Annotated in this window: 14 protein-coding genes; 6 read left to right on the top strand and 8 right to left on the bottom strand. The window is 60.2% G+C overall.

Features of this window, described 5'->3' with window-relative positions; all coding sequences use genetic code 11:
• Positions 1–58 precede the first annotated feature (58 nt).
• From AB5Y47_RS12245 to ccoN, 8 genes are all read right to left on the bottom strand, one after another.
• The gene (locus AB5Y47_RS12245) at positions 59–745 is read right to left on the bottom strand and encodes a sulfite exporter TauE/SafE family protein (protein WP_124243798.1); all 687 of its coding nucleotides are present in this window, start codon (positions 743–745) and stop codon (positions 59–61) included.
• Positions 729–935: a cbb3-type cytochrome oxidase assembly protein CcoS gene (ccoS, locus tag AB5Y47_RS12240; protein ID WP_201888749.1), complete on the bottom strand. Its 207-nt coding sequence runs from the start codon at positions 933–935 to the stop codon at positions 729–731. The genes AB5Y47_RS12245 and ccoS overlap by 17 nt, the downstream gene beginning before the upstream one ends.
• A 134-nt stretch (positions 936–1,069) precedes the next feature.
• Positions 1,070–3,466: a heavy metal translocating P-type ATPase metal-binding domain-containing protein gene (locus tag AB5Y47_RS12235; RefSeq protein WP_124243800.1), complete on the bottom strand. Its 2,397-nt coding sequence runs from the start codon at positions 3,464–3,466 to the stop codon at positions 1,070–1,072.
• A gap of 88 nt (positions 3,467–3,554) precedes the next feature.
• Positions 3,555–4,043: a FixH family protein gene (locus tag AB5Y47_RS12230; RefSeq protein ID WP_219603627.1), complete on the bottom strand. Its 489-nt coding sequence runs from the start codon at positions 4,041–4,043 to the stop codon at positions 3,555–3,557.
• A 113-nt stretch (positions 4,044–4,156) separates the two neighbouring features.
• Positions 4,157–5,146, bottom strand: coding sequence for a cytochrome-c oxidase, cbb3-type subunit III (gene ccoP, locus AB5Y47_RS12225; protein ID WP_039040785.1), 990 nt, complete (start codon positions 5,144–5,146; stop codon positions 4,157–4,159).
• The gene (locus tag AB5Y47_RS12220; protein ID WP_010674775.1) at positions 5,146–5,325 is read right to left on the bottom strand and encodes a CcoQ/FixQ family Cbb3-type cytochrome c oxidase assembly chaperone; all 180 of its coding nucleotides are present in this window, start codon (positions 5,323–5,325) and stop codon (positions 5,146–5,148) included. The genes ccoP and AB5Y47_RS12220 overlap by 1 nt, the downstream gene beginning before the upstream one ends.
• 11 nt (positions 5,326–5,336) lie before the next feature.
• Positions 5,337–5,951, bottom strand: coding sequence for a cytochrome-c oxidase, cbb3-type subunit II (ccoO, locus tag AB5Y47_RS12215; RefSeq protein ID WP_010674774.1), 615 nt, complete (start codon positions 5,949–5,951; stop codon positions 5,337–5,339).
• Positions 5,952–5,969: 18 nt separating this feature from the next.
• Positions 5,970–7,394, bottom strand: coding sequence for a cytochrome-c oxidase, cbb3-type subunit I (gene ccoN, locus AB5Y47_RS12210; RefSeq protein ID WP_010674773.1), 1,425 nt, complete (start codon positions 7,392–7,394; stop codon positions 5,970–5,972).
• Positions 7,395–7,673: 279 nt separating this feature from the next.
• Here ccoN and AB5Y47_RS12205 point away from each other — a divergent pair, with 279 nt between their 5' ends.
• The 6 genes from AB5Y47_RS12205 (at position 7,674) to AB5Y47_RS12180 (ending at position 14,512) form a co-directional block, all read left to right on the top strand.
• Positions 7,674–8,132: a hypothetical protein gene (locus AB5Y47_RS12205; protein WP_124243803.1), complete on the top strand. Its 459-nt coding sequence runs from the start codon at positions 7,674–7,676 to the stop codon at positions 8,130–8,132.
• A gap of 108 nt (positions 8,133–8,240) precedes the next feature.
• Entirely contained in the window at positions 8,241–8,699 is a 459-nt protein-coding gene (locus tag AB5Y47_RS12200; RefSeq protein ID WP_219603625.1) for a GAF domain-containing protein, read from the top strand.
• Between the two features lie 101 nt (positions 8,700–8,800).
• Positions 8,801–9,445, top strand: a complete 645-nt coding sequence (gene proQ / locus AB5Y47_RS12195) for an RNA chaperone ProQ (protein ID WP_010674770.1) — start codon at positions 8,801–8,803, stop codon at positions 9,443–9,445.
• Between the two features lie 8 nt (positions 9,446–9,453).
• Positions 9,454–11,469 (top strand): carboxy terminal-processing peptidase, encoded by a 2,016-nt coding sequence (prc, locus tag AB5Y47_RS12190; RefSeq protein ID WP_219603624.1) that lies wholly within the window; start codon positions 9,454–9,456, stop codon positions 11,467–11,469.
• A 129-nt stretch (positions 11,470–11,598) separates the two neighbouring features.
• Positions 11,599–14,223, top strand: a complete 2,625-nt coding sequence (gene pepN / locus AB5Y47_RS12185; protein ID WP_319896584.1) for an aminopeptidase N — start codon at positions 11,599–11,601, stop codon at positions 14,221–14,223.
• A 67-nt stretch (positions 14,224–14,290) separates the two neighbouring features.
• Entirely contained in the window at positions 14,291–14,512 is a 222-nt protein-coding gene (locus tag AB5Y47_RS12180) for a DUF2835 family protein (protein WP_151027405.1), read from the top strand.
• Positions 14,513–14,603 lie beyond the last annotated feature (91 nt).

The following is a 14,603-nucleotide window of genomic DNA, read 5'->3' as shown; positions in this document are numbered from 1 at the left end:
GAATAATTGATTTATATCAAACAAGTTTACCACCATCTCATCCGTTTTGGATAGGGTTTCAAAAGGACGCCATCCCGATCCAGAGGGTGTGGATCCCGTAGGCAATAAGCAGCAAGGCGCCCCCAAGGCGCAGGCTGCGCAGGGTGAGCCAGTAGCGCAATCGGTCTGCCAGCCCCCCCAGCGCAAACAGGGTCGGCAGGGTGCCGAGGCCGAAAAAGAGCATGATGAGTGCCCCGCCACTTGCGGAGCCTGCGGCAGCGCTCCAGGTCAGCATGGAGTAGACGAGGCCGCAAGGGAGCCAGCCCCAGACCATGCCAAAGGGGAGGGCCTGCCAGGCTGATGTAAACGGGAGAAACCTGCCTGCCAGCGGCTTGATGAGATGCCAGAACTTCGCACCGATGCGCTCGAGCAGCAAGACGCCATGCCACCAGCCAGCCAAGTAGAGGCCGAGCGCTATCATCAGCAGGGCGGCGATGAAGCGAAGCCCTGCCAAGGCGTGTTTGCCAGCGCCTATCTCCGTGGTGGTGGCGAGCAAACCACCCACCAGCGCGCCCGCCAGCACATAGCTCAGGATGCGCCCCAGGTTGTAGTTGAGCAGATAACCGAGTCGGCCCCAAAAATGCTGCTTCTCGGCAGGTATGGCCATGGAGAGCGCTGCGGACACGCCGCCGCACATGCCGATACAGTGGCCGGCACCGGCAAGCCCGACCAGCAGGGCGCCCATGAGGTCAAGGCTGCTGGTCATGAGGCTTGCTTTCCTGTTCTGCTTGTTGTTCAGGGGGGGGCAAGGGGCGCTGCTCCTCGTCAAACAGGATGTTGGAGCCCTGCCTGTCGAGATCCTCGAACTGCTCGGAGCGGATGGCCCAGAAGAAGACGGCCCCCGCGATGATGACGAACAGGATGGCGATGGGGATCAGGACAAAAATGATGTTCATGGAAGCTACCTTGCATTCATCCGTGGCAATCGACCCCTATGGTAACCCTGTTCGAGCAGGGGGCCAGCCGCTATCAGTGAAATATGTGGCCTGCATCGGTGGCAGGCCACATGTTCAGCGTTTTCCCCGCTTGCTCATCGATTGAGCCGCATGGAGTTGGTGACCACGATGAGGGAGCTCAGGGACATGCCAGCAGCCGCCAGATAAGGGGGGAGCCAGCCACTGGCCGCCAGCGGCAGCACAAGCAGGTTGTAGCCGATGGACCAGGCAAAGTTCTCCTTGATGATCTTGCGAGTGCGCAGGGCCAGGGCCCGGGCGGCCAGCAGACGGGAGAGATCGTCGGCCAGCAGGATGGCGTCGGCGCTGTTCTTGGCCAGATCCGTGCCCCCCGCCATGGCAAAGGACGCGTGGGCGCCAGCCAGCACAGGGGCGTCGTTGATGCCATCTCCTACCATGATGCTGATATCCCCGGCCGCTTCACGGGCCTTGAGATAGGCCAGTTTGCCGTCCGGGGTGACCCCTTTTACCAGCTCATCGACCCCCAGCTCGCGGGCCAGCATGTCCGCCTGGTCCGAACCGTCGCCGGTGAGAATGGTGGTTTGCAGGCCTGCCTCCTTGAAGGCCTGGATCAGCGCACCGGCATCGGGGCGCAGCGTGTCGGCCAGGATGAAACGGGCCAGCAGTCCGTGTTCATCGGCCAGATAGATGGCCAGTCCTTGAGCGGCATTCTCTTCTTGCGCCAGTTCGAGCCAGTGTGCACTGCCGATGCGGTAATGCTTGCCCTCAATCACTCCCTGCACGCCGTGGCCGATGACGGGGGTGACGTCGCTGGCGGCGAGCGGCACCCCGTCCGCCAGTGGTTTGCTTCGAAACGCACGGGCGATGGGGTGCTCGGAGTAGGTCTCCAGGGCCTGGGCGAGGGCGAGGCAGCGGGCTGCGTCGAGCTCGCCGAGGGGCTGGGTGTTCACCAGGCTGATGTTGCCCGTAGTCAGAGTTCCCGTCTTGTCCATCACGATGCGGTTGGCCCGGGTCAGAATGTCCAGCACGTGGCCGCGGCGCAGCAGAATGCCGCTGCGGGTCAGGTTGGCAGTGGCCGTGGTCAGTGCGGTCGGGGTGGCCAGCGAGAGGGCGCAGGGACAGGTCGCGACCAGCACCGCCAGGGTGACCCAGAAGGCCCGCTCGGGCTGATGAAAATGCCAGAAGGTCCAGACCGCGGCCGCAATGATCAGGAGCACCAGGATAAAGTGGCGCGACAGCACGTCCGCCAGTTGGGCGATGGCGGGCTTGTCGTCCAAAGCATGATCCTGCAGGCGCATGATCTGGGCCAGGCGCGACTCTTCAATGGGATGGCTGACCCGGATCTCCAGGGGGGCATCGGTATTGATGGTGCCTGCATAGACGGGATCCCCGGCCTGCTTGAGCAGAGGCAACTGTTCGCCAGTCAGCATGGATTCGTTGAGGCTGGCCTGGCCCAAGGTGACGATGCCGTCTGCCGGCAGGGTGGCCCCCGCGAGTACCCGCACCCTGTCTCCGACTCGCAGCGTCTTGGCGGCCACCTCGTGTTCGCCGTCATCATCGATGCGGGTCGCCATGATGGGCACCAGACGCGCCAGGTTGGAGCTCGACTCCGACGCCTTGCGCCTCGCTCGCAGTTCCAGCAGACGGCCCAACAGCAGGAAAAAGACGAACATGGTGATGGAGTCGTAATAGACCTCACCCGTGTTGAAGACCGTGGCCCAGATGGAGGCGACGAAGGCGCCGATCAGTGCCAGCGACACCGAAACATCCATGGAGAGGTGCCCCTGCTTCAGGCTGCGCCATGCCCCCACGTAAAAAGGCTGGGCCGAGTAGATCATGATGGGGGTGGAGAGCAGAAGGCTTATCCACTTGAAGTAGATCATGAACTCCTCTTCCACGCTGATGAAGAGGTCCATGTAAAGTGCCACGGCGCACATCATCACCTGCATGGATCCAAGCCCGGCCAGCGCCATGCGGAACATGTAGCTGCGCACCTCTTTGGCGTAGAGTGCTTCCTGCTGATGAGTCTGGAAGGGATAGGCGCGATAGCCGACCCTGGCAAAGCCCTTGAGAATGTCGCTCAAAGAGAGCTGGGCCGGATCCCACTTGATGCGGGCGCGATGGGTGGTGGTATTGACGTTGATGTAACGCAGACCGCGCAGGGTCATCAGGTGCCGCTCGATGAGCCAGGCACAGGCGGCGCAGGTCAAGCCTTCCACCGTCAGCTGGATCTCGCGCGTAGTTTCGCGACCCGTACCGGTGTCGGTGACGAACTCCTGCTGCACCTCCGCCAGATCGTAGTGGGTGAGGGCGGCGAGCTCTTCGGGCACCAGCTCCCCCTTGATGCCGGGAGCGGTGCGGTGTTCGTAATAACTGGCGAGGCCGCATTCGAGAATGGTCTGTGCCACGGCCTGGCAGCCAGGGCAGCACATCGGCTGAACGATGCCTTTGATCTCGAGAGTAAAGTTACTGCCAGTGGGAACCGGTTCACCACAGTGAAAACAGCCGGTCATGGTGATCATCCCTCTTTGATGCAGCCCTGCAGGCCGGGTCGGGGAGAAGGGCGGCTGACCGGCGTGCCGATCACCCTGCCTTCGTGATTCAACGTCCCTTGGGATCGAGCTCAATCACTGTCTGAGTCGGCAGTTGTGCCGTCTCCTGGAGGCGCCATTCATGGTTGAAGGCATCGACCCGCACGTGCCACTTGCCGGTGAGGGGCTTGTCGAGCATCAGGCGATAGACTCCCTTGCCATCGGCCGTCAGCAGATGTTCGCTGTCCAGGCCCGCCAACGTGGGATGAAACAGGGAGAGGTGCAGTGCCTGCCCGAGGGGGAAATCCCCGGACAGTGGATTTAACGTCAGCTCCTTGTCGCTGACATTGAGGGCGATACGGATGCCGAGCGCCTCGGCGCGATCGAACTTGCTGAGATCCTGGTTAATCTCCTTGCCCTGCTTGTAGTAGTCCTCCGCCACCAGGTTGACCCCATCCTTGCTGGCAATGATGGCGGTGGCGATGCTGCCTACCACGGCGGCGCAGGGGAGGGCGATGATGAACCAGGGCCAGAATTGGCGATACCAGGGTTGAGTCATGATGCTACCGAAACAAATGGTTAACGAAATGGCGGTAATTCAGCCAACACAAGATAACAAAAAGCCTCGAAGAGTCGAGGCTTTTTGCTGATTAATCACGTGCTTATCACATGTTACTGCTGATTTTGCCGATCGTTGTGGGACAAGCTGTAAACGTAGGAAGCGAGCAGATGTACCTTGTCTTCCCCCAGAATGTCCTTCCAGGCCGGCATCACGCCGTGACGACCGTGGGTGATGGTCTGTTCGACCACCTGACGGGAGCCGCCATAGAGCCAGATGTTGTTGGTGAGATCCGGTGCGCCGAAGGCGATGCCGCCCTTGGCATCCGGACCGTGGCAGGCGGCGCACATGGCAAAGCGTGCCTCCCCTTTCTTGGCTTCCACCAGATCAACCTTGCGACCGGAGAGGCTCAGCACATAGGAGGCAACCTCCTTCACCCCGTCCTGACCCAGGATCTCGCCCCAGGCGGCCATGATCCCCTGACGACCGCCCATGATGGTGGTCTTGATCTGGTCGGGTGCGCCGCCCCACTGCCATTCGCTGTCGGTCAGGTTCGGGAAACCGCGACCACCGCGGGCATCGGAGCCATGACACTGGGAACAGTTTTGCAGGAACAGGCGCTGACCCACCTTCAGGGCTTCCGGATCCTTGGCGATCTCGGTGATCTCCTTGTAGCTCTTGCCGTCAGCCTGATAGGTCAGCTCGCGGAACTTGGCGCCGTAGATCTCGTCGGCCTTGGCAAGTTCCCGGTCGTATTCCACCGCGCGTCCTTCGGCCTTGGCAGACTCGGCCGCCGCCTTGGACTCGGCCAGGGAACGCACATCCTGGTTGGAGCTCTGCCAGCCCAGCAGACCCTTGAAGTTGCCAAGGCCCGGGAAGGCGAGCAGGTAGATGAGCCCGGTGACGATGAAGAAGAGGAACATATAGGACCACCACTTCGGCAGGGGATTGTTGATCTCCTCGATGCCGTCGAAGGTGTGACCCATGGGTTTGCCCTCTTCGGCCCCCATCTTGTCCTTCATGCACCAGGCCAGCAGCAGGAAGCAGCCGAGAATGGTGCCAAGGCTTATGACGGTCACAAAAATGCTAAACAGAGTGCTCATTATTGCTTCGCTCCTGCGTTCTTGTTATCAGCACTGGGTTGCTCGTCATCGGCAAAAACCAGGTTGGCGGCCTCGTCGAAAGAAGCCTTGCGGCGCTTGCTGTAGGCCCAGACGATGATGCCAATCATGATGACCATCAGCAGCAGGGTGTACAGGCCGCGAAATGTGCCGTAATCCATATCCCGACTCCTTATTTCAGGGCATGGCCCAGTGATTGCAGATAGGCGATCAGCGCATCCAGCTCGGTCTTGCCCTTGACGGCCTCACCGGCACCGGCGATGTCGGCATCGGTATAGGGCACGCCGAAGTGATCCCGGAACAGAGCCAGCTTTTTGCCGGTCAGCTCGCCGCTCAGCACATTGGTCTCGAGCCAGGGGAAGGCCGGCATGTTGGACTCGGGCACCACGTCACGCGGGTTGATGAGGTGGGCGCGATGCCAGTCATCGGAGTAGCGGCCGCCGACCCGGGCCAGATCCGGGCCGGTACGCTTGGAGCCCCACAGGAAGGGGTGCTCCCAGACGCTCTCGCCGGCAACCGAGTAGTGGCCGTAGCGTTCGGTCTCGGCGCGGAACGGGCGGATCATCTGGCTGTGGCAGACGGTGCAGCCTTCGCGGATGTAGATGTCGCGTCCTTCCATCTGCAGGGCGGTGTAGGGCTTGAGGCCCTCCACCGGCTCGTTGGTCTGCTTCTGGAAGAACAGGGGGGTGATTTCCACCAGGCCCCCCAGGCTGATGGCGAAGATGATGCCAATCACCAGCATGGGGACGCTTTTTTCAAAAATCTCGTGACGGTTGTTGTTGCTCATGCTTTAAACCCCTTCAAATCAGGCTGGCTGTGCGACGGGTTCCAGAGAACCCTTGGGCGCAGTGACGGTGCGATAGGCGTTGTAGGCCATCAGCAGCATGCCGGTGACGAAGAAGCAGCCACCCAGGAAGCGCACGAAGTAGAAGGGATAGGAAGCTTGCAGCGCCTCCACGAAGCTGTAGGTCAGGGTGCCGTCGTCGTTGACCGCACGCCACATCAGGCCCTGCATCACACCGGAAATCCACATGGCGACGATATAGAGCACGGTGCCCACGGTGGCCAGCCAGAAGTGGACGTTGATGAGCTTGATGCTGTACATGCGCCCCTGCCCGAACAGGTTCGGGATCAGGTGGTAGACGGCACCGATGGACACCATGGCAACCCAGCCCAGGGCACCGGAGTGAACGTGACCGATAGTCCAGTCGGTGTAGTGGGAGAGGGCGTTGACGGTCTTGATCGCCATCATGGGGCCTTCGAAGGTCGACATGCCGTAGAACGACAGGGAGACGATCAGGAAGCGCAGGATGGGGTCATAACGCAGCTTGTGCCAGGCACCCGAGAGGGTCATGATGCCGTTGATCATGCCGCCCCAGGAGGGCACGAACAGGATGAGGGACATCACCATGCCCAGCGACTGGGCCCAGTCAGGCAGGGCGGTATAGTGCAGGTGGTGCGGACCGGCCCAGATATAGAGGGAGATCAGCGCCCAGAAGTGCACGATGGAGAGGCGGTAGGAGTAGACGGGGCGACCCGCCTGCTTGGGCACGAAATAGTACATCATGCCAAGGAAGCCCGCCGTCAGCAGGAAGCCCACCGCGTTGTGGCCATACCACCACTGCACCATGGCATCCATGGCACCGGAGTACATGGAGTAGGACTTCATGCCGGAGAGCGGCACTTCCATGTTGTTGACGATGTGCAGTACGGCCACCGTGATGATGAAGGCACCGAAGAACCAGTTCGCCACATAGATGTGGGAGGTGGTGCGCTTGACCAGGGTGCCGAAGAAGACGATGGCATAGCTCACCCAGACCACGGCGATGGCGATGTCGATGGGCCACTCCAGCTCGGCGTACTCTTTGGAGGTGGTGTACCCCAGCGGCAGCGAGATGGCTGCAGACAGAATGATCGCCTGCCAGCCCCAGAACACGAAGGAGGCGAGGGGACCACCAAACAGTCGGACCTGACAGGTGCGCTGCACCACGTAGAAGGAGGTGGCCATCAGGGCGCTGCAACCAAATGCGAAGATGACCGCATTGGTATGCAGGGGACGCAGACGACTGTACGTCAGCCAGGGGGTGTCGAAGTTGAGGGCAGGCCAGATCAGCTGGGCTGCAATCAATACACCCACCGACATGCCGACGATACCCCAGACAATCGTCATGACGGTGAACTGGCGCACAACGGTGTAGTTGTACTCAGGGTGGTTTGTTGTATGGCTCATCGTTGTATTCCGCTTCCGATGCTGTTGTTTGTGTTGCCCGGTGTCCTGGGCCATTTTCACCCCGGTTTTGCAAAATCCTCTCGTTAACATCTGTTAATAAAAGGAAAAGCAAAAGGTGGTTAAATGAAAATCCATTGAGAATGATACTGAAATGACCGGTAAAATAACAGTACAAACAGTGATATATTTGGCTCCAGCGGGTCTCATGTCCGCCAGTTTTTACCTTGCGCCAGATCACGAAAATTACATTTTCAAAGTACCTTACAGAGCTGTTTTTTCATGAAAGAGAGACTCACTTCACGCAAAATCGTCCACCTGTCCATGGTGCTGGTCATTTTGCTCTCCCTGATGGCCTATCGAACCTGGTTTTCAGGCACTGGAAGCGACCATGCAGAGGGCACCAATGTTCAGATTTGTGATCTGTCCCACAGCCCCTGCCGCCTCATCGTCGGGGATCGCCCGCTGACGGTCAGCATCGATGGCTTGCCGATCCGCCCTGAACATGACTTTGTCCTGCGCCTTCAAGGGGGTGTGCCGGCCATCACGCCGGTCAAGGCCTGGCTCGAGGGCAAGGATATGTTCATGGGGCTCATCCCCGTGCTGTTTGAACCCAGCCAAACGGGGTGGCGAGGGGTGACCCAGGTGGGAAGTTGTACGACCGAGGCGATGGACTGGCTCCTGACCATCGAGTGGAGCAATGGCCAGCGCCATCAACTGACGTTGGGCGCGGCACGTTGAACGGCATCTCATCGGGCCCCAGGAGGGGGGATAATTGAAAATTGATTTGAAATTTTCAGGCAGGACGGTACCTTGCATTGATTATCAAGGAGTGAAGTTCATTTAATCATGATTGAAAAACAAGCATTTTATCGCACGCTCAACCAGCAGGCCCAGGCATTGCTGGAGGGCGAACCCGACATGATCGCCACCCTGGCAAACCTGTCTGCCCTGCTCAATCAGGAACTGGCTGACATCAACTGGGTTGGTTTCTACCTGCTGCAGGGCGAGACCCTGGTGCTCGGCCCGTTCCAGGGCAAGCCGGCCTGTGTGCGCATCCCGGTCGGGCGCGGCGTCTGTGGCACTGCGGTTGCCGAGGGCAAGACCCAGCTGGTGGACGACGTGCACCAGTTCGCGGGGCACATTGCGTGCGACGGTGCCAGCAACTCGGAAATCGTGATCCCGCTGCGCCGTGGCGGGAAGATCATCGGGGTGCTGGACATCGACAGTCCAATCTTTAACCGCTTTGACGAGCAGGACCGGATTGGCCTCGAAGAAACGGTGCAAATTTTGGAAAGCATGCTCTAAGTCATTGCTAGATGGTTCGCAAAAGGTCCCAAGCTCTCTATAATGGGGCCTTTGTTGTGTTCGGGCATGCCCGTGCGTCTATATGAAAGCCAAGGTTATACATGGAAAACACTGAAAAGCTGAAGAACAGTAAAGAGATCGTCGCCTACCTGGTCGAGAAATTCCCGGCCTGCTTCATCGCTGAAGGAGAGGCCAAGCCACTCAAGATTGGCATCTTCCAGGATCTGGCCGCGCGTCTTGCTGATGACGAGAGAGTCTCCAAGACCATGCTGCGCTCTGCTCTGCGTCAATACACCTCCAGCTGGCGTTACCTGCATGGCCTCAAGGCTGGCCAGGCCCGTGTCGATCTGGACGGCAACCCGGGCGAGCTGCTCACCGAAGAGCACATCGAGCATGCCAAACAGGCGCTCAAGGAGAGCAAGGAACGTGTCTTTGCCAGCCGCCGCACCAACACCAAGGAGAAGGAAGACAAGCCCAAGCAGCCGCGTCGCAACGCGCCGCGCAAGGCTGACGCTCCCCGCTCCGACAAGCCCAAGTCCGCCCCTGCTCCCAAGGCTGCACCGGTCGCTGATGCGCCGCTGGTGAAAGTGGATGCCGCTACTCTGAAAGTCGAGCAGGGCGTGCGCGTCGTGCTGGGCAAGTCCCCTGTGCCTGCGACCATCAAGGAAGTGACCAAGGATGACGTACAGGTTCAATTGCAGACCGGCATGATGTTGCGGGTCAAGTTCGAGCATCTGGTTCTCTAAGGAGACGAATGTTGAAGCATGGCGTGATTCGTTTTTCACTCGTTGCCTGTAGCCTGGCGCTTGCCGGGCTCGCACAGGCCATCGAGCCGGTGCTCAAGGAAAGTGATTTGCCTGTGTTGGCTCAAGAGAGCCAACATGCTACGGCCAGCAAGCGAATTGCCAATCTGTTTACCCGCTCCCACTACAAACAGTTCAAGCTGGACGACGCCTTTTCCTCCGTGATCTTTGACAAGTATCTGGAGAATCTGGACTACAGCCGCAACCTGTTTCTGGCCTCTGACATCAGCCGTTTTGAGAAATATCGTACCGGTTTTGACACCGACCTCGAGCGAGGGCGACTGGCTCCGGCCTACGAGATGTTCAACCTGAGTCAGCAGCGGCGGTACGAGCGGTTCGAATACGCCCTCAAACTGCTCGACACTCCCTTCGATTTTACCCAGAAAGACAATTACGTCTTCGATCGGGAAGGGGCTCCCTGGCCCAAGGATGAAGCCGAGCTCAACGAGCTGTGGCGTCAGCGGGTCAAGTTCGATGCCCTGAGCCTCAAGCTCAGCGGCAAGGAGTGGCCCGAGATCAAGGAGCTGCTTGGCAAGCGTTACAACAACGCCATCAAGCGGATGTCCCAGACCGAGAGCGAGGACGTGTTCCAGCTCTTCATGAACTCCTTCGCCCGCGCCATCGAACCGCACACTAGCTATCTGTCTCCGCGCAGCGCCGATCGGTTCAACACCGAGATGAACCTCTCGCTGGAGGGGATTGGTGCCGTGCTGCAGGCGGAAGATGACTTCACCGTCATCCGCTCCCTGGTGCCCGGTGGCCCGGCGGCCAAGTCCAATCACCTGAAACCCGATGACAAGATCACCGGGGTGGGGCAGGACGACGGCAAGATTGTGGATGTCATAGGCTGGCGTCTTGACGACGTGGTCGAGCTCATCAAGGGGCCCAAGGGCAGCAAGGTGAAGCTGGAGATCCAGCGCGGCAAGGGCGCGACCGCCAAGACAGAGCTGGTGGAGCTGGTGCGTGACAAGGTGCGTCTGGAAGACAGAGCCGCCAAGTCCAAGGTGATCACCGCCGAGGGCAAGAAGATCGGCGTGCTCGAGATCCCGAGCTTCTACGTCAACCTGCACGACGACGTGATCAAGGAGATCTCCAGCCTCAACAAGCAGAAGATCGACGGCCTCATCGTCGATCTGCGCGGCAACGGTGGCGGTGCCCTGACGGAAGCTTCCGCCCTGAGCGGTCTCTTCTTTGCCAGCGGCCCCGTGGTGCAGATCCGTGATCACATGGGTCGCATCACCGTCAATGGCGACGACGACGGCAATGTCTACTACGGTGGCCCCATGTCGGTGATGATCGACCGCTACAGCGCCTCGGCCTCCGAGATCTTCGCTGCCGCCATGCAGGACTATGGTCGTGCGCTGATCCTCGGCGAAAACTCGTTCGGCAAGGGGACGGTGCAGCAGCATCGCAGCCTCGCCAAGGTCTATGACTTCTACGAGCAGCCGCTGGGTCACGTGCAGTACACCATCGCCAAGTTCTACCGTATCGATGGCGGCAGCACCCAGAACAAGGGAGTTGCACCCGATATCGCCTTCCCGACTGCGGTCGCGCCGGGGGAGACGGGGGAGAGCCGCGAGTTCAACGCCTTGCCCTGGGACAAGATCGCCTCGGCCAGCTACGAGCGACTGGGGGACTTCTCCAGCCTGCTGCCCAAGCTGAAAGCGGCCCACGAGGCACGGATCACCAAGGATCCGGAATTTGCCTATGTGCTGCAGGACATCAAGGAGTATCAGGCGGACAAGGACAAGAAGTCGGTCTCCCTGAACGAAGCTGAGCGGCTGGATGAACAGGCCAAACAGGACGAGAAGGCGCTGGCGCGAGCCAATGAGCGGCTGACCCGTCTTGGCAAGCCGACGGTGAAGAGCCTGGATGAACTGCCGACCGATTTCGAGGCACCTGACGAATACCAGGTGGAAGCGGCCAACATCACGGCGGATCTGGCCACCCTCAGCAAGAAGAGCTGATGCTGGCAACGAAATGACAAGGGCGACTCGGGTCGCCCTTTCTTTTGCCTGAATGCAAACTATTTGACCCTGTCCGAGCCTTGTGACAGCCTCTGACACGTCAATAACAAAGCGTGGAAGCACACAATAATGACTGAACAACCTCAGGCCATGACGGCCAAATATCGCCAGGATTACCAGGCTCCCCTCTATTGGTGTGACAGCCTGGATCTCGATTTTCAGCTGCAAGAGCCCCTGACCCGGGTCACCGCCATCTCCCGTTTGCGTCGCAGCGGCGATCACAACGAACCCCTGGTGCTGGACGGCGAGGGGCTTGACCTTGTCAGCGTCAGTGTGGATGGCGTGCCCTATCAGCAATACGAGCAGGGAGAGAGCTGTCTGACCCTGTTCAACCTGCCGGCCGAGTGCGTGCTGACCGTGGTCACCGACATCGATCCCGCCGCCAACACGGCGCTGGAGGGGCTCTACAAATCCGGCGATGCCTATTGCACCCAGTGCGAGGCCGAGGGCTTTCGTCGTATCACCTATTACATGGACAGGCCGGACATCCTGGCCCGTTACAGTACCCGCATCACCGCCGACAAGGCCAAGTACCCCTATCTGCTCTCCAACGGCAACAAGGTCGCGAGCGGCGATCTGGACGACGGTCGCCACTTCGTGCAGTGGCAGGATCCCTTCCCCAAACCGAGTTACCTGTTTGCCCTGGTGGCCGGTGACTTCGATGTGGAACGCAACCACTTCATTACCAAAAGCGGCCGCCAGGTGGCGCTCGAGATCTTCGTGGACAAGGGCAACCTGGACCGCGCCGGTTTCGCCATGGAGAGCCTCATCAACTCCATGCGCTGGGACGAGCAGCGTTTCGGCCTCGAGTATGACCTCGACATCTACATGATCGTGGCGGTGGACTTCTTCAACATGGGGGCCATGGAGAACAAGGGGCTCAACATCTTCAACTCCAAGTTCGTGCTGGCCAACCCGGCCACTGCCACCGATGCGGACTACCACGGCATCGAGCGGGTGATCGGTCACGAATATTTCCACAACTGGACCGGCAACCGCGTCACCTGCCGCGACTGGTTCCAGTTAAGCCTCAAAGAGGGGCTGACGGTGTTCCGGGATCAGGAGTTCTCCTCCGATCTGGGGTCGCGCGGCGTCAACCGCATCAACAACGTGCGCACCGTGCGCGGTCCGCAGTTTGCCGAAGATGCCGGCCCCATGGCCCACCCCATCCGCCCGGATGTGGTGATCGAGATGAACAACTTCTACACCCTGACCGTCTACGAGAAGGGCTCTGAAGTGATCCGAATGATGCACACCCTGCTGGGGGAGGACGCCTTCCAGGCGGGCATGCGACTCTACTTCGAGCGTCACGACGGCTCTGCCGCCACCTGCGACGACTTCGTGCAGGCGATGGAGGATGCCTCCGGGGTGGATCTCGCTCGCTTCCGCCGCTGGTACAATCAGTCCGGCACCCCCGAGCTCACCGTGACCGACGAGTACGATGCCACGAGTGGTGTTTATCGTCTGCACGTGAGCCAGCACACCCCGCCGACCCAGGATCAGCCACAAAAGCTGCCGCTGCATATCCCCCTCGACATCGAGCTCTACGATGCACAGGGTGCCGTCATCCCGCTGCAATATCAGGGCAAGGCCATCGGCAATGTGCTGGACGTGCTGGAAGCACAGCAGACTTTCGAATTCGATCGGGTACCGGTCAGGCCAGTACCTTCCCTGCTGCGGGACTTCTCCGCCCCGGTCAAGTTGCACTATGACTACAGCGACGAGGCCCTTGCCTTCCTGATGCGCCATGCCCGCAACGAGTTTGCCCGCTGGGATGCGGCGCAGATGCTGATCAACAAGGCGGTGATCGACGGGGTGGCGCGGGTCCAGCACGGGCAGAGGGTTGAACTCTCCCACACCCTGCTGGCGGCCTTTGTCGCCATTCTGGACGAGGCTGCACTGGATCCCGCCCTCAAGGCAGAGATCCTGGCCCTGCCGGGAGAGGCGACCCTGGCCGAGCTGTTCGAGGTGGCCGATATCGACGCCATCCACCAGGTGCGCAACGGGATCCAGACCGCATTGGCCCACGCCTTCGGCGACCGCCTGCTGGCGTGCTACGAGAGCCTGCGTCTGCCGGCTTATCAGGTGGTCCATGCCGACATGGCCAAACGGGCCCTCAAGGGCGTGGTGCTGGGTTATCTGGCGGCGCTGGATGCCGCGAAGGCCGATACCCTGGTGCGCGAGCAGTACGGGGCCGCCGACAACATGACCGACACCCTGGCTGCACTCCAGGTGGCCAACAGCCATCTGCTGCCGTGCCGCGCCGCGCTTTTGGCCGACTTCGAAGGCAAGTGGGCCCATGATGGCCTGGTACTGGACAACTGGCTGCGGCTGGTGGGCGCCAAGCCGGCCAAGGATGTGCTCGATGACGTGAAGCAGGCGATGGCGCACCCGACCTTCAGCATCCGCAACCCGAACCGGCTGCGGGCGCTCATCGGCAGCTTCGCCATGAACAACCAGGTGCAGTTCCACGCCGCCGATGGCAGCGGCTATCGCTTCCTGACCGATCTCTTGATCGAGCTCAACGAGGTCAATCCCCAGGTGGCGTCCCGCCTCATCACCCCGCTTATCCAGTTCAAGCGGCTCGATGAGGGGCGCAAGGTGCTGGTTCGCGCCGAGCTGACCCGCCTGGCCAACCTGGACGGGCTGGCGCGGGATCTGTTCGAGAAGGTGAGCAAGGCGCTGGCACAGTAAGCGCCACGACGGCGGGCAGGGGAGCCTGGCTCTCCTGCCCGTTTTTCATGGATGACCAGGAGGTGACATGAGGCAATACACTTTTCGGCTCTCCCTTGGCCGCGACGAGATCATGCTGATGTACCAGGGACAGGTGAGCCGCCTGGTGGTACGTACCGAGCAGGGTCTGACTCTGGAGCTGGGGTTGGAGAAAATCCGGCGTTTTGTGTCGGAGAGCGGTGTTCACGGCTACTTTCGACTGAAAACCCAGGACGATCATCGCTTCATTTCCCTAGAACGCATAAATTAACAAAACTTGAACATCAATCCGGGTAAATATCTGCTTTAAGTCACTATCTATCCGGTAAATGGCGCGGAATCCAGTGCGATTTTCTGAATTT

Source organism: Aeromonas sp. R7-2 (assembly GCF_040908105.1).
Classification (GTDB): domain Bacteria; phylum Pseudomonadota; class Gammaproteobacteria; order Enterobacterales; family Aeromonadaceae; genus Aeromonas; species Aeromonas caviae.
This window is presented reverse-complemented; position numbering and strand designations above follow the sequence as displayed.